The sequence below is a fragment of the Nocardioides sp. Leaf374 genome (assembly GCF_916862475.1).
In the GTDB taxonomy this organism is placed as follows: Bacteria; Actinomycetota; Actinomycetes; order Propionibacteriales; family Nocardioidaceae; genus Nocardioides; species Nocardioides kribbensis.
Window position 1 is genome coordinate 121341 of the sequence record NZ_CAKASO010000003.1, and the last position, 13669, is coordinate 135009.

18 protein-coding genes are annotated in these 13669 nt (G+C 76.1%); 12 read left to right on the forward strand and 6 right to left on the reverse strand.

Going from position 1 to position 13669, the window contains the following annotated elements:
* Positions 1-50: 50 nt before the first annotated feature.
* Positions 51-1085 carry a LacI family DNA-binding transcriptional regulator gene (locus LPA27_RS02550; protein ID WP_056862155.1) on the reverse strand — a complete coding sequence of 345 codons (1035 nt, stop codon included), beginning with the start codon at positions 1083-1085 and terminating at the stop codon, positions 51-53.
* Between the two features lie 134 nt (positions 1086-1219).
* Between LPA27_RS02550 and LPA27_RS02555 the strand changes: the two genes are divergently transcribed.
* From LPA27_RS02555 to LPA27_RS02575, 5 genes are all read left to right on the forward strand, one after another.
* A complete protein-coding gene (locus LPA27_RS02555; RefSeq protein WP_082499875.1) occupies positions 1220-1393 on the forward strand; it encodes a CsbD family protein in 174 nt (57 codons plus the stop codon).
* A gap of 204 nt (positions 1394-1597) precedes the next feature.
* The gene (aqpZ, locus tag LPA27_RS02560) at positions 1598-2371 is read left to right on the forward strand and encodes an aquaporin Z (RefSeq protein WP_056862154.1); all 774 of its coding nucleotides are present in this window, start codon (positions 1598-1600) and stop codon (positions 2369-2371) included.
* 106 nt (positions 2372-2477) lie between these two features.
* Positions 2478-2975, forward strand: a complete 498-nt coding sequence (locus LPA27_RS02565; protein WP_228941394.1) for a TetR/AcrR family transcriptional regulator C-terminal domain-containing protein — start codon at positions 2478-2480, stop codon at positions 2973-2975.
* Positions 2962-4017: a YihY/virulence factor BrkB family protein gene (locus LPA27_RS02570; RefSeq protein ID WP_228941395.1), complete on the forward strand. Its 1056-nt coding sequence runs from the start codon at positions 2962-2964 to the stop codon at positions 4015-4017. Before LPA27_RS02565 ends, LPA27_RS02570 begins: the two co-directional genes overlap by 14 nt.
* 38 nt (positions 4018-4055) lie before the next feature.
* Positions 4056-5351, forward strand: coding sequence for an MFS transporter (locus tag LPA27_RS02575; protein ID WP_228941396.1), 1296 nt, complete (start codon positions 4056-4058; stop codon positions 5349-5351).
* Here LPA27_RS02575 and LPA27_RS02580 read toward each other — a convergent pair.
* The gene (locus LPA27_RS02580; RefSeq protein ID WP_056862151.1) at positions 5348-5734 is read right to left on the reverse strand and encodes a hypothetical protein; all 387 of its coding nucleotides are present in this window, start codon (positions 5732-5734) and stop codon (positions 5348-5350) included. The two genes, LPA27_RS02575 and LPA27_RS02580, sit on opposite strands and share 4 nt — an antisense overlap.
* Positions 5735-5847: 113 nt before the next feature.
* Here LPA27_RS02580 and LPA27_RS02585 point away from each other — a divergent pair, with 113 nt between their 5' ends.
* The 3 genes from LPA27_RS02585 to LPA27_RS02595 are packed head-to-tail and all read left to right on the forward strand — an operon-like array spanning position 5848 to position 8125.
* Positions 5848-6207, forward strand: a complete 360-nt coding sequence (locus tag LPA27_RS02585; protein ID WP_228941397.1) for a cupin domain-containing protein — start codon at positions 5848-5850, stop codon at positions 6205-6207.
* Positions 6208-6230: 23 nt separating this feature from the next.
* A complete protein-coding gene (locus tag LPA27_RS02590; protein WP_228941398.1) occupies positions 6231-7565 on the forward strand; it encodes an ABC1 kinase family protein in 1335 nt (444 codons plus the stop codon).
* Between the two features lie 23 nt (positions 7566-7588).
* Positions 7589-8125: a hypothetical protein gene (locus LPA27_RS02595; protein ID WP_156718282.1), complete on the forward strand. Its 537-nt coding sequence runs from the start codon at positions 7589-7591 to the stop codon at positions 8123-8125.
* A 13-nt stretch (positions 8126-8138) separates the two neighbouring features.
* Here LPA27_RS02595 and LPA27_RS02600 read toward each other — a convergent pair whose 3' ends face one another.
* From LPA27_RS02600 to LPA27_RS02615, 4 genes are read right to left on the reverse strand one after another with little or no spacing between them, the layout of a single operon-like run.
* Positions 8139-8666, reverse strand: a complete 528-nt coding sequence (locus LPA27_RS02600) for a GNAT family N-acetyltransferase (RefSeq protein WP_228941399.1) — start codon at positions 8664-8666, stop codon at positions 8139-8141.
* Positions 8667-8723: 57 nt separating this feature from the next.
* On the reverse strand, positions 8724-9113 hold the full coding sequence (locus LPA27_RS02605; RefSeq protein ID WP_228941400.1) for a pyridoxamine 5'-phosphate oxidase: 390 nt from the start codon (positions 9111-9113) through the stop codon (positions 8724-8726).
* Between the two features lie 32 nt (positions 9114-9145).
* Positions 9146-9787 carry an IMPACT family protein gene (locus tag LPA27_RS02610; protein ID WP_228941401.1) on the reverse strand — a complete coding sequence of 214 codons (642 nt, stop codon included), beginning with the start codon at positions 9785-9787 and terminating at the stop codon, positions 9146-9148.
* Positions 9788-9791: 4 nt separating this feature from the next.
* The gene (locus tag LPA27_RS02615) at positions 9792-10571 is read right to left on the reverse strand and encodes a TSUP family transporter (protein ID WP_228941402.1); all 780 of its coding nucleotides are present in this window, start codon (positions 10569-10571) and stop codon (positions 9792-9794) included.
* A 44-nt stretch (positions 10572-10615) separates the two neighbouring features.
* On the opposite strand from LPA27_RS02615, the gene bla reads away from it, so the two are divergent.
* The 4 genes from bla to LPA27_RS02635 all read left to right on the forward strand — a co-directional run bounded on the left by bla (position 10616) and on the right by LPA27_RS02635 (position 13650).
* A complete protein-coding gene (bla, locus tag LPA27_RS02620) occupies positions 10616-11596 on the forward strand; it encodes a class A beta-lactamase (RefSeq protein WP_228941403.1) in 981 nt (326 codons plus the stop codon).
* Positions 11597-11600: 4 nt separating this feature from the next.
* Entirely contained in the window at positions 11601-12449 is an 849-nt protein-coding gene (locus LPA27_RS02625; RefSeq protein WP_228941404.1) for an ABC transporter substrate-binding protein, read from the forward strand.
* Between the two features lie 143 nt (positions 12450-12592).
* Entirely contained in the window at positions 12593-13162 is a 570-nt protein-coding gene (locus tag LPA27_RS02630; protein ID WP_228941405.1) for a hypothetical protein, read from the forward strand.
* Positions 13163-13254: 92 nt separating this feature from the next.
* Positions 13255-13650, forward strand: a complete 396-nt coding sequence (locus LPA27_RS02635; protein ID WP_228941406.1) for a DUF2695 domain-containing protein — start codon at positions 13255-13257, stop codon at positions 13648-13650.
* Positions 13651-13669: the final 19 nt, after the last annotated feature.

Here is a 13669-nt window from a genome sequence, read left to right on the forward strand (position 1 = left end):
CCAGCCGCTGTGCGGACCCTCGCTGGCCGCTCCGAGGACGCGGCGCCCCCTCACGGGGCGGCGGTGGATGCGCGCTGCACCAGCGAGCAGTCGAGCACCGAGGTCTGGCGCTGCGGGGCGGCTCCCCCGGCGACGGCCGCCGCCATCGCCTGCAGCAGGAGCCGTACGGCGACCTCCCCGGACTCCTCGAAGGGCTGGTGCACCGTGGACAGGTCGGCGGCGTCGGCGACCGGCCCGTCGTCGAAGCCGAGCACGCTCACGTCGTCGGGCACCCGCAGCGCGAGCGCCCGCGCGGCCCGCACGACGCCGAGCGCGAGGTCGTCGAAGTGGGCCATCACCGCCGTCGGCCGCCCGCCCGGTCCCCCGGCCAGCATCCCGGCCGCGACCTGCTCCGCGGCCGCCGCGGTGCCGAGGCAGGAGACCACCTCGAGGGTGGCCCCGGGCACCTCGGCCACCGCCTCGCGGAAGCCTCCGAGCCGACGTCGCGCCTGCGACTCGTACTCCGCCTCCTGCCGCTCCAGCACGTAGCCGAGCCGGCGGTGGCCGAGGTCGAGCAGGTGCTGCGCGGCGGTGCGACCGGCGCCGAAGTCGTCGATGGTCACCACGCTGAAGGCGCCGCTGTCGGCGTCGACCACGACCACCGGCACCCCGTGGGCCAGCAGCCGCTCCTCGACGACCTGCTCGATCGAGGAGCCCATGACGATCAGCCCGTCGACCGCACCGCGCACGGGGATGCTCGCCAGCAGCGGCGTCGCGGCCGTGGCCGCCGACTCGTGGTCGAAGACCCCGACCTCCAGCTGCTGGCCGGAGGCGCCGCGGAGGATCCCGGTGAGCCGCTGGAGGTAGGACGGGTAGGCGGTGAAGGGAGCGACGACCCCGATCCGCCCGACCCGCTTGCGGGCCAGGTGCGCCGCGCTCGACTTCGGCACGTAGCCCAGCTCGTCGGCGACCGCGAGGACCCGCTCGCGGGTGGGCCTCGCCACCCGCTCGGGCTTGTTGAGCACGTTGGACACCGTCGAGATGCTCACCGCCGCCTCGCGGGCGACGTCGTAGATCGTCGCGGCGCGACGGGGGGGCCCCGGCATGGGGGGAGGCTACACACCGCCGACCCCCCGGCGTGATCCAGATCATCCCGGCCGCGCGTGACGATCGCGCAGGTCGGTGCGACTACCTGGTGTTCGCATCCACGAACGACCCACCACACCGAGGAGGAACCATCATGGGTATCGCTGACAAGGCCAAGAACGCCGCTGAGGACGCTCTCGGCAAGGCCAAGGAGGTCGTCGGGGACGTCACCGGCAACGACTCGCTGAAGGCGGAGGGCAAGGCCGACCAGGCCAAGGCCTCGGCCAAGAAGACCGGCGAGGACGTCAAGGACGTCTTCAAGGGCTGACCCGGGCCCCAGGCCCCCGGGGGCCGGTCGACGACCGGCGCGCCGCGTGACGCTCCCCCGCACCGGACTCCTCACGCCCTGCAGGCGGCTCTCCCGCGACCGGTCCGTGTCGTGCGAGGGCCGCCTGTCGCGCCCCGGACCGCCGGGGCGCCACCCAACCACCGACCGACGCCACCGCGCGTCACGACCAGGAGGCACGACCCGATGTCCCGCTCGACCACCACCCCGGCCCGTCCGCGCACCTCTCCCGCACCGGCGCCGCCGCCGCTGCCCGTGCGCCTGGCCGCCGAGACCGTCGGCACCTTCTGGCTCGTGCTGGCCGGTTGCGGCACCGCCGTCCTGGCCGGTGACGAGGTCGGCTACCTCGGCGTCGCGCTGGCCTTCGGCCTGGCCGTGCTCACCATGGCCTACGCCGTGGGTCACGTCTCGGGCGGCCACTTCAACCCCGCCGTCAGCCTGGGCCTCGCCGTCGCCCGCCGCTTCGCGTGGCGCGACGTGCCGGCCTACGTCGGCGCCCAGCTGGTCGGAGCGAGCGTCGCGGGCGGCCTGCTCTACGTCATCGCCTCGGGCCGCGAGGGCTTCACCACCGCCGACGGCTTCGCCACCAACGGCTACGGCGACCTGTCGCCGGCCGGCTACACCCTGCTCGCCGCCGCGGTCACCGAGGTCGTGCTCACCGCCGTCTTCGTCTTCGTCATCCTCGGCGTCACCGACCGTCGCGCGCCCGCCGGCTTCGGCCCCCTGGCCATCGGCCTCACCCTGACGCTGGTGCACCTGGTCTCGATCCCGGTGACCAACACCTCGGTCAACCCCGCCCGCACCCTGGGCGTGGCCTGGTTCGACACCGCCGCCCTCGGCCAGTCGTGGCTCTTCGTCGTCGCGCCCCTCGTCGGGGCCGCACTGGCCGGTCTCGCCTACGCCGGCGCCACCGGCGACCGCCACGCCGGGGTCGACATCGAGGGCGACGCGCGGCACTGACCCGACCGCGGCCCGGCGCGCTGAGCGGATTTACGCTGTAAGTCCCTGCGTGCGCTCCAGGATGGAGCCAGGGCCGCCTCAACCGGAACGAACGGCAAGGACACCCGTGGACGACCTGCACCACCTCCTCGATCGGCTGCGCGCGGAGCGCCGCGCCGACCCGGGCGCGGCGCGCTGCTGGCAGGACCACCTGCAGCGGCTGGCCCACGACCTGCGCCGCGTCGCGCTGGCCCGCCCGGAGGCCTTCGCCGCCCTGGCGACGGCCCCCGCGGCGGCGCCGGGGCTGCGCCCGCCGCTGGGCGACGTCGACTGGGTCGAGGAGGTGCTGGTCGTGCTCGTCGACGGCGGGTTCGACGACGCGGCCGCGGTGGCGGCGTACCGTGCGTTCGTGACCTGCGTGCTCGGCCACCTGCTGCTCGAGGCCTCGCTGCACGCAGGTGGCCCCGACTCCCCCGGGGCGCCCGGCGACCCCGCGGCCCGGGGTCGCCGCCCCGTGCTCGACCGCCTCGGCGCCAGCCTGGCCGAGGACCACGACGCCGACGAGTTCGACGACGCCCTCGAGGCCGTCCTGGCCCGGATGGAGGCCCTGCGTGCCGAGCACTGACATCCGCCCCGAGCACACCGAGGACGAGGGCCTGGTCTCCCGGGTCGACCGCTTCCAGCAGCGCCACAAGGCCGTGGGCCTGCCCCTGGCGGTGGTCTACAAGTACGTCGACGACGCGGGCGGGAGCCTGTCGGCGCAGATCACCTACTACGCCTTCGTCTCGCTCTTCCCGCTGCTGCTCCTGGCCTCGACGATCCTCGGCTTCGTGCTCGTCGGCCACCCCGACCTCCAGGAGCGGCTGCTCGACTCCGCGCTGGCGCAGCTGCCGGCGGTCGGTGACGACCTCCAGCGCCCCGAGGGCCTCGGCGGCGGCGCGACCGGCATCGTCGTCGGTCTCGGCGGCGCGCTCTACGGCGCGATGGGCGTGGGCCAGGCGGTGCAGAACGCCGTCAACAACGCCTGGACCGTGCCGCGCAACCAGCGTCCGAACCCCATCGCCGCCCGCGGCCGCAGCCTGGTGCTGCTCGGCGTGATCGGGGCCGACGTGCTCGCCACCACGGCCGTCGCCGGGATCGTGGGCGCGATCGACGTGCTCGGCCCGCTCTCGTCGGTGGCGATCCTCGTCGGCACCCTGCTCATCCACGCCGCCGCCTTCTCCTTCGTCTTCCGCTTCGCCACGACCCGTGAGCTGGAGCGGCGCGACGTCCTGCCCGGGGCCTGCGTGGCGGCAGTGGCCTGGCTCGGGCTCCAGTACGCCGGGGTCGCGCTGGTCGGCGCTTCGAGCGGCGGCGCCAGCGCCACCAACGGCGTCTTCGCCGTCGTGCTGGGTCTGCTCGGCTTCCTCTACCTCACCAGCGTGATGCTGGTGCTCTGCCTGGAGCTCAACGTCGTGCTCGTCGACCGCCTCCACCCGCGCACCCTGCTGACGCCCTTCACCGACAACGTCACCCTCACCGAGGGCGACGTGCGCTCCTACACCGACCTGGCCAAGGCCCAGCAGCTCAAGGGCTTCCAGCGCGTCGAGGTGGGCTTCGCCACCGAGCACCTGCCCGACGACCTCGCCGAGGACCTCGGCGACGACAGGTCCTCCGGGCCCGGCTAGGTTCCGGGGGCCACCCCACCGCCGCCCAGGAGGCCGACGTGACCGCACCCACCGCCGGGACCGCCGGGACCGCCTCGGTCGGCGAGGCCGAGCGCCTGCGCGTCCAGCGGCACACGATGCGCGTGGTCGTGGCCGGCCAGGTGCTGGGCGGGGCCGGGCTGGCCGCGGGTGTCACGGTCGGGGCGCTGCTGGCCCAGCAGATGCTCGGCTCCGACGGTCTGGCCGGGCTGCCCGTCGCGCTCTTCACGCTCGGCTCGGCGCTCGCGGCGTACGTCGTGGGGCGCACCAGCCAGCGGCTCGGGCGCCGGGTCGGGCTCGCCGCGGGCTTCCTGGCCGGCGGGGCGGGAGCGGCGGGCATCGTCGTGGCCGCCGCCCTCGACAGCGTCGTGCTGCTGCTCCCGGCCCTGCTGGTCTACGGCGCCGGCACGGCCACCAACCTCCAGGCGAGGTACGCCGGCACCGACCTGGCCTCCCCCGCCGAGCGCGGCCGCGCGATCAGCACCGCGCTGGTGGCCACCACGGTCGGCGCCGTCGCCGGGCCCAACCTCGTCGGCCCGCTGGGCCGCCTCGCGGTCGGGCTCGGTCTGCCCGCCCTGGCCGGGCCGTTCCTGCTGGCCGCGGTGGCCTACTCCGCGGCCGGGGTCGTGCTGCTCGCCCTGCTGCGGCCCGACCCGTTGCTGCTCGCCCGGCGCCTCGACACCGCGCCCGCACCGACCGCGGCCGGTGCGCCGGTCTCCCCCGGCACCCGGCGCGACACCCGGCCCGGCACCCGGCCCGGCACCCGGCCCGGCGCCCACGTCGGCGCCACCGTCATGGTGCTCACCCAGGTCACGATGGTGGCGATCATGACGATGACGCCGGTCCACATGCGCGAGCACGGCCACGACCTGGCCGACGTCGGCCTCGTGATCAGCCTGCACATCGCCGCGATGTACCTGCCCTCCCCGCTCACCGGCCGGCTGGTCGACCGGTGGGGCCGCACACCGGTGGCGGTGCTCGCCGGCGCGGTGCTGCTGGCCTCCGGGGTCACCGCGGCCCTCGCGCCCGGCGACTCGCTCGTGCTCACCACCCTGGCCCTGGTGCTGCTCGGCCTGGGCTGGAACCTCGGCCTCATCGCCGGCACGGCCCTCGTGGTCGACGCCACCGAGCCCGCCACCCGGCCCCGCGTGCAGGGCGCGATCGACGTGCTGGTCGCCCTGGCCGGTGCCACCGGCGGCGTGCTGTCGGGCCTGGTGGTGAGCGCCAGCAGCTTCGCGACGCTCTCGCTGGGCGGCGGGCTGCTCGCCCTCGCCCTGCTGCCCGCGCTGCGCCGGGCCACCCCGCGCCGGGCCTAGAGGGTCACCTCGCAGTAGTCGTCGGGGCGCGCCGAGTCGTGCCACGGCAGGCAGTAGGAGCGCTCGGCCACCCAGCCGGTGCCCGCGAGCACCAGCAGCGCGGTGAGCGGCACGGCCGCGGCCAGGGCCAGGTGGGTGACCGGGCGCAGGCGGCGTACGACCGGGCCGACGCAGAGCGCGGCCGCCACCAGGAGCAGCGCCCCCTGGAGCAGCCAGCCGACGACGAGCACGGCGTCGGTCAGACCGCACGACGGCGTCGTCGACGTGCACGCGGTCATGACACCGAAGCCGAGCAGCGCCGACCCGGCCGTGGCCAGCCCGAGCGTGATCAGCAGCCCGAAGACCTGGAGGGCGGTGCGCAGGAGGATGAAGGAGTAGCTCATCGCCCCAGCCTCGGGGGCGCCGCGCCCCGGCGCCTGAGCACGCGGGCTCGTTCGCCCGGGCGCGGGACCTCCGACCCTGGCCGGACCCGCCCGCCGGGTCGAGGCTCGGGGCCATGGCCCTCGACTGCGTCGCCTCCAACCCCGAGCACTACCGCGTGGTCATGGAGAACGAGCGCGTGCGCGTGCTGCTCTACGAGGACGTCCCCGGCGTCCGCACGGTGGTCCACCGCCACCCCGACTCGGTGATGTGGACGCTGTCGTCCTTCCGTCGGCGCCTGGTGGGCGGGCAGTCCGAGGTCGACGTGGAGCTGCCGGCCGGCGCGGCGGTGTGGCTCCCGGCGCAGGAGCACCTCGGGGAGAACATCGGCGAGACCGACACCCGGGTGCTCTTCGTGGAGCTCAAGGAGCCTGCGCCCGCCGGCGCGGACCCCGGCCCCGGCTCCGGGACGGCGGTCGCGCTCGGCCCGGATTAGGACTGCTCGGGGAGGATGGGGCCATGCCCGAACTCCCCCGCAAGGCAGCAGCGCGCACGGCCCGCCTCGCGGCCCTGCCGCTGGGATACGCCGGGCGCAGCGCGCTCGGCTTCGGCAAGCGGATCGGCGGCAGACCCGCCGAGACCGTCATGTCCGACATCCAGCAACGCACGGCCGAGCAGGTCTTCCGCACCCTGGGCGAGCTCAAGGGCGGGGCCATGAAGTTCGGCCAGGCGCTCTCGGTGCTCGAGGCCGCCCTGCCCGAGGAGCTCGCCGGCCCCTACCGCGCCGAGCTGACCAAGCTCCAGGACTCCGCGCCCCCCATGCCGACCCAGACCGTGCGCGACACCATCGCCTCCGACCTCGGCCCGACCTGGCGCAGCCAGCTGACCTGGCTCGACGGCGGCCCGACGGCGGCCGCCTCCATCGGCCAGGTGCACAAGGGCCGGTGGCACGACGGGCGCGACGTCGCGGTGAAGGTGCAGTACCCCGGCGCCGGGGACGCCCTGCGCTCCGACCTCAAGCAGCTCTCCCGCCTGGCCCGCACCATCGGGCCGATGGTGCCCGGTCTCGACGTCAAGCCGCTCATCGAGGAGATGCAGGCCCGCACCGAGGAGGAGCTCGACTACCGCCTCGAGGCCGAGGCCCAGCGGGCCTTCGCAGCCGCGTTCCGCGACGACCCCGACATCCTCGTGCCCGACGTGGTGGCCGCCGGCGACACCACCCTGGTCACCGAGTGGCTCGAGTCGACCTCCTCGCTGGCCAAGGTGATCGCCGAGGGCACCCAGGCCGAGCGCGACCACTACGGCGAGCTCTTCGTGCGCTTCCTCGTGGCCGGACCGGCGCGCACGGGCATGCTCCACGCCGACCCCCACCCCGGCAACTTCCGCATCCTGCCGCGCCGCGACGACGAGCCGGGCGGCATGGGCGTGCTCGACTTCGGCGCCGTGGCCCGGCTCCCCGAGGGGCGCCTGCCCGAGGCCACCGGCCGGCTCATCCGCGTCGCCGCCACCGGCGACGCCGACGCCCTCATGGAGGGGCTGCGGGGCGAGGGCTTCGTGCGCGACAAGGTCAGCCTCGACCCCCAGCAGCTGCTCGACTACCTCGCGCCCTTCGTCGAGCCGACCAAGACCGAGCGCTTCCGCTTCACCCGCGCGTGGATGCAGGAGCAGTTCCAGCGGATCAACAACCCTCGCGACCCCTCCTTCACCGTCGCCATCAAGATCAACCTGCCCCCGTCCTACCTCCTCATCCACCGCACCTGGCTGGGCGCGATCGGGATCCTCAGCCAGCTCGAGGCCGAGGTGCCCTTCCGCGAGATCCTCACCGAGTCGATGCCGGGCTTCGCGGAGGGCTGAGCCGGGTGTGATGGGGTGGCCCGGTGGACGGTCGATCTCTCGGGAGCGTGGTCGGAGCCGCAGGTGGCGCGCTCTTCGTCTGGAACGCCGCCGGCGACCTGGCCGCCACCACGTGGCTGCGGGCCGCGGCGGTGGCCCTGCTCGTCCTGACCGTGGGTGCGGCGCTGGTCGCCCGACGCGGTCGCGGCGGTGGGGGCGCGGCACCCCCGCGCAGCGCGGTGCGCACCTACGGCTGGAGCGTCACGCTGATGGCGGTCGCGATCGTCGTCGGTGCGCGCGCTTGGGTGGCCCTCGACCTCGAGGCGGTGGTGCTGCCCTGGGTGGTGCTCGTCGTCGGCGCCCACTTCCTGCCCTTCGCACGCGCCTTCGGCGCCCCCGTCTTCACCCGGCTCGGCGGCCTGCTGGTGCTGGTCGGCGGCGCCGGCGCGGTGGCGGCGGGCCTGGGCGTCGGGGACGCAGCGCCGGTCGCGGGGCTGCTCGCCGGGCTGGCGCTGCTCGCCTCCTGCCTCACCGCGGAGGTCCGCGGGCACGACCCGGGCCCCGCCGGCGCCGCGACCTGACCCGCCGGCGCCGCTAGGGCGTGGGGCCCGTCAGCGGCAGGTGCATCACGTGGAGCCCGACCAGGCCGTGGGCGCGGGAGTCGAAGGCCTCCGGCACGGTGCCGACGACGGTGAAGCCCAGCGAGCGCCACAGCGCGACGGCGGCGGTGTTGGTCTCGACCACCGCGTTGAACTGGATGGCGCGGAATCCCTGCTCGCGGTGCCACCGCACCACGTGCTCGCCCAGCCGCCGCCCGACGCCGCGCCCGCGGGCCCGCTCGGAGACCATGAACGACGCCGTGCCGACGTGGGCGCCCCGCCCGGGCCGGTTGGGGCCCATCCTGGCGCTGCCGAGCACCTCGCCGTCCTCCTCGAGCACCACCACCGCGCCCGGGCCGCCGGTCCACAGGGCACGGGCCTCCTCGCAGGTGAGGTCCTCGGGGTAGGCGTAGGTCTCCCCGGCCCGCACGATCTGCTCGAAGAAGGTCCACACGCGCGGCCAGTCGGCCTCGGTCGCGGGACGGATGGCGGGGTCGGGCGCGGCGGAGGGCTGCTCGGTCACTCGGTCATCCTGCCCGGGCGTCCTGCCCGGCGCTCACGTGACCGCTCAGGTGAGCGCTCAGGTGACCGGTGTGCAGTCGTGGCCGCAGCCGCCGGCCCCCGCGGCGGGCGGCCCGTCGGCGTGGTCGGCCGGGCGGTGCAGCACCGCGCCGGTGGGCTCGACCCTCACGTCCTCGCCCGTGTCGCCGCAGGCCGTGGCGGTGCCGTCGACGAGCAGGGTGTGGCCGCGCGGCTCGCGGGGCGGGAAGAGCACGGTGACCGCCTCGTGGGCCGCGAGGTTGGCCAGCGTGCCGCGCCCGGGGGCACGCACGAGCAGCGTGCCGCCCTCGAGGGTCGGCTCGACCGTCACGGCCTTCACCCCGGCCGAGGTGGAGACGGTCAGCAGGTAGCCCGCGCCGAAGTCCTCCAGCGCGGCGGCCAGGTCGGCGATCTCCACGGGGATGCTCATGCCCCGAGCCTAGGCGCTGCCCGCGGCCGGGGTCAGGCGTCGACCCAGCGGCGACCGACCTCGCGGGCCGCGAGCGCCCCGGAGCTCAGCTCGGCCAGCGTGGCGTGGAGGGCCGGCTCGCGCTCGGGGGCCACCCCCAGGCGCAGGGTGACGGCCCCGGCGTACGTCGCCCCGAGGACGCGGGTGCCGCGCGCCCGCAGCTCGCCCTCGATCCGGCCCGCGTCGGCGTGGGGCACGTCGACCTCGAGCTCGACGAGCAGCGAGCGGCGCACGACGTCGGTCTCGTCGAGCGCGGCGCGCACGGCGTCGCCGTAGGCGCGCACCAGGCCGCCGGCGCCCAGCAGCGTGCCGCCGAACCAGCGCGTCACCACCGCGACGACGTCGCTGAGGCCGGCCCCGCGCAGCACCTCGAGCATCGGGGCGCCGGCCGTGCCGGCGGGCTCGCCGTCGTCGGAGGAGCGCTCCACCGGCTGCGGTGGCGGGCCGAGCACGAAGGCGGAGCAGTGGTGCCGCGCGTCGTGGTGGGCCCGCCGCTGCCGCTCGACCACGGCCCGGGCGGCCTCCTCCGCGGCCCCGCCCCCGACCCGCTCCACAACGCAGAGGAAGCGCGAGCGCCTCACCTCGGTCTCGACCGCGACCGAGCCGCGCACCGTCACGTAGGCCTGGGCGCTCACGGGCTCACCACACCCCGAGCACGCCGCCGCCGAGGCGCACCACGAAGGCCGAGACCACGAGCAGGAAGAAGACCCGCACGAAGGCGGCGCCGCGCGCGACCGCCGTGCGCGCGCCGACGTAGGCCCCGAGCACGTTGCAGACGCCCATGAGCAGCCCTATCTGCCACAGCACGGCGCCCTGGGGCACGAAGACGCACAGCGCGGCGAGGTTGGTGGCCCAGTTGGCCATCTTCGCCTGAGCGGAGGCGGCGAGGAAGCCGTAGCCGAGCAGGCCGACGAGGGCGAAGACGAAGAAGCTGCCGGTGCCCGGGCCGAGCGCCCCGTCGTAGAAGCCGACGAGCACCCCGACGCCGAGCGCGGCGGTGGTGTGGTGGTGGCCGGCGAAGCGCAGCGCGGTGACCTCGCCGAGGCTGGGCTTGAGCAGCACGTAGGCCCCCACCACCACCAGGGCGACGAGCACGATCGGCTCGAGGGCCCCGCGGGGCACCTGCGAGGCGACCAGTGCGCCCAGCGCGGAGCCGACGAAGGCGGCCAGCATGAGCGGCAGGAAGGTCCGCGGGTCGGGGCGCACGCGGCGGTAGAAGGTCACCGCGCTCGTGCTGGTGCCGCAGATCGAGGCCAGCTTGTTGGTCGCCAGCACCTGCACCGGCGAGGCGCCCGGCAGGCCGAGCAGCAGCGCCGGCAGCTGGATCAGACCGCCGCCTCCCACCACGGCGTCCACGAAGCCCGCCGAGACCGCCGCGAGGGCGAGGAGCGCGATCACGGTCAGCGACAGGTCCCCCACTGCGCCGACTGTAGGCGTCTGGCCGGGGCTGGTAGGCAGGAGGGGTGACGCGTGCCCTCCCGCCCCTGTCCGACCGCCCCCGCCGCCGCCTGACCCCCGCGGCGGGTCTCCTCGCCCTCGTGCTGACCGCCGGCTGCGGCTCCGGCGCGGGGGGCGACGACGCCCCTGCACGCAGCAGCGGACCCTCGGGCGGCCCCGGGGCCACCTCCTCGGTCGACCCGCAGCAGCCGGCCACCGGGCGAGCCGCGTTCGCCGCCCTCGAGGAGCGGTACGCCGCCCGGGTCGGCGTCGTGGCCATCGACACGGCCACCGGTGAGACCCTGGCCCACCGCGGCGACGAGCGCTTCCCCTACGCCTCGACCGTCAAGGCGCTGGCCGCCGCGGTGCTGCTCGACCGCACGACGCCCTCCGAGCTCGAGCGGGTCGTGCCGGTGTGCCGCACCGACCTGGTCGACTACTCCCCCGTGGTCGAGCAGCGGGTGGGGCGCGGCCTCACCCTCGGCGCCGCCGCCGAGGCCGCCGTGCGGGTCAGCGACAACACCGCCGGCAACATCGTGCTCGAGGCGATCGGCGGGCCCGACGGCCTGCGTCGCGCCCTGCGCGGGCTGGGCGACCGGGTGACCGACCCGCGGCGCACCGAGCCGACGCTCAACCGCTTCGAGCCCGGCGACGACCGCGACACCACCACGCCGCGGGCGCTGGCCACCACGCTGCGCACCCTCGCGGTCGACGACACCCTCGCTCCCGCCGACCGACGGCTGCTGCTGCGGTGGATGTCGGGCAACGAGACCGGTGACACCCTGGTGCGCGCCGGCGTGCCCGACGACTGGGCGGTCGCCGACAAGTCCGGGTCGGGGGCCACCTACGCCGCCCGCAACGACGTCGCCGTCGTCACCCCGCCCGGCCGCGCACCGGTCGTGGTGGCCGTGCTGACCCGCAGCGAGGACGTCGACGCCGTCGCGCGCGACGCCCTGGTCGCGGCGGCCGCCGGGGTCGTGGCCCGCGAGCTCGGAGAGGCAGACTGACGGCGTGCGCATCGTCTCCCTCCTCCCCGCCACCACCGAGGCGCTCTTCGCCATCGGCGCGGGCGACGACGTCGTCGGCGTGACCTTCGAGTGCGACACCCCCGCCGAGGCCCGCAGCCGCACCATCGTGTCGACCTCGGCGATGCCCGAGGGGCTGGCGCCGGAGGAGATCGACGCCTTCGTCTCCGCTGCGGCCGCACGCGGTGAGGACCTCTACCGCCTCGACGCCGGCGCGCTGGCGGGACTCGACGCCGACCTGGTGGTGACCCAGGACCTCTGCGCGGTCTGCGCGGTCGACGTCGGCGTGGTCGACGACGCGCTGGCGCACCTGGGCTGCACCGCGGAGGTCCTGACCTGCGACCCCCACACCCTGGCGGAGGTGCTCGACACCGTCGTCGCGCTGGGCCGGGCCACCGGCCGCGAGCCTGCCGCGCAGGCGCTCGCCGCCTCGCTGTCGACCCGCCTCGACGCCGTCCGGGCGCGCGTGGCGGGCCGACCCCGCCCACGGGTGGTGGTGCTGGAGTGGACCGACCCGCCCTACGCCCCCGGCCACTGGATCCCCGAGATGGTCGAGGCCGCCGGCGGTGAGTGCGTGCTCGGCGCTGCGGGCGAGAAGTCGACCCGGGTGCTGTGGGAGCGCGTGCACGAAGCGCGCCCCGACGTCGTCGTGGTCGCCCCGTGCGGCTACGACCGCGAGGGCGCGCGCCTGCAGGCCGACGCGCTCCTCGCCGCGGGCCTGCTGCCCGCCGGGGTCCTCGTGCACCCCGTGGACGCCGACGCCCACTGGGCCCGCCCCGGCCCGCGGGTCGTCGACGGCGTCGAGGAGCTCGCCGCCCTGCTGCACCCTGCGTGAGCCGCCGTGCCCGTCGAGCGTCGGAGCGCCGTCGCGCCCTGTCGAGGGCCGTCGGGCGGTTGCGCCGGCGCACGCACCCGGAGTAGGCCTGGGGTGACGGCGCCCGTCGGGGTGCCGCGCGGACGTGGAAGGTCGTGGTGGGGATGGTCCTGACGAGACGCGCGAGCCGCTCGGTGGGCGCCGTGGTGGCGTCGGCGGTGGCCGTGCTGGTGACGGCGGCGCTGCCGGCGAGCGCCGCGACCAGGACGTTCTCCGACAAGGCCGGCGACCTCGACCACCCCGCCGACCTGCGCGCGGTGACGGTGGTCAACCGTGAGGGCGCCGTGCGGGTGACGGTGGAGGTGCGCGACCTGCGCAAGAGCGGCCCGAAGGTCACCGGGGGCTCGGTCTTCCTCGACACCGACGGTGACCGGGAGCCCGACTACGTGCTGACCGGCGGTTTCTTCGCCGGCACCGACTACGCGCTGCTGCGCACCTCCTCCTGGAGCCTGCGCGAGACCGGGGAGCGCGTGCTGTGCGACTACGCCCTGCACCCCCGCTACGCCGACGACCTGGTCAGGATGCGCCTCGACACCGACTGCTTCGAGGCCGAGCCGGGCGAGGGCCCGGTGCGGGTGGAGGTCAGGGTCGCCGGCTCGCGACCCGACGGCGGGGTCGCGGTCGACTGGCTGCGCTCGCCGCGCTCCTTCGGCGCGGCGGTGGCGCGGTCCTAGCGGCCCTCGTGCCGCCGCCCGCGACTGTCGGTGCCCCCCGCTAGACCTGTCGTACGCCGGAGCAGGGTGCACCGGACGGGAGCGGAGGACGCGTGCACGACCACGACACCCCACCGTTGCGCGACCGGGTGGCGGTCCCGATCCTCGACGAGGCCGCCGAGGCGACCTGGCCGCGCCCGCGGGAGTGCTCGCTGTGCTTCGTGGCCCGGATGCTGCAGGTCCACGGCTGCGACGGCTCGACGCGCTGGGCCGAGCGCTTCCGCGAGGTGCGCTCCCCCACGGCGACGGGGCTGGAGCGGCGGCTGTCCCACCGAGGCGGCGGGTGCGACTGCGCCGCGCTCGCCGCGGGGTGGCGACCGGCGCGTCACGTGATGGAGCGCGACCTGCACACCGACGAGCTCAGCGCGCCCGCGCGGTGGCCCGACTGCGCAGGGGTGCGCCGGACGTCGTCGCGGGGCTGCGGCCACTGGGAGCGCGCCCCGCGCTGAGCCGAGGGCCCGAGGCGGG

Coding starts and splice junctions, on each gene's coding strand:
- LPA27_RS02585 (WP_228941397.1), top strand. CDS start 5,848: ATGGCCCTCGACTGCGTCGCCTCCAACCCCGAGCACTACCGCGTGGTC.
- LPA27_RS02580 (WP_056862151.1), bottom strand. CDS start 5,734: ATGAGCTACTCCTTCATCCTCCTGCGCACCGCCCTCCAGGTCTTCGGG.
- aqpZ (WP_056862154.1), top strand. CDS start 1,598: ATGTCCCGCTCGACCACCACCCCGGCCCGTCCGCGCACCTCTCCCGCA.
- LPA27_RS02590 (WP_228941398.1), top strand. CDS start 6,231: ATGCCCGAACTCCCCCGCAAGGCAGCAGCGCGCACGGCCCGCCTCGCG.
- LPA27_RS02555 (WP_082499875.1), top strand. CDS start 1,220: ATGGGTATCGCTGACAAGGCCAAGAACGCCGCTGAGGACGCTCTCGGC.
- LPA27_RS02550 (WP_056862155.1), bottom strand. CDS start 1,085: ATGCCGGGGCCCCCCCGTCGCGCCGCGACGATCTACGACGTCGCCCGC.
- LPA27_RS02605 (WP_228941400.1), bottom strand. CDS start 9,113: ATGAGCATCCCCGTGGAGATCGCCGACCTGGCCGCCGCGCTGGAGGAC.
- LPA27_RS02630 (WP_228941405.1), top strand. CDS start 12,593: ATGGTCCTGACGAGACGCGCGAGCCGCTCGGTGGGCGCCGTGGTGGCG.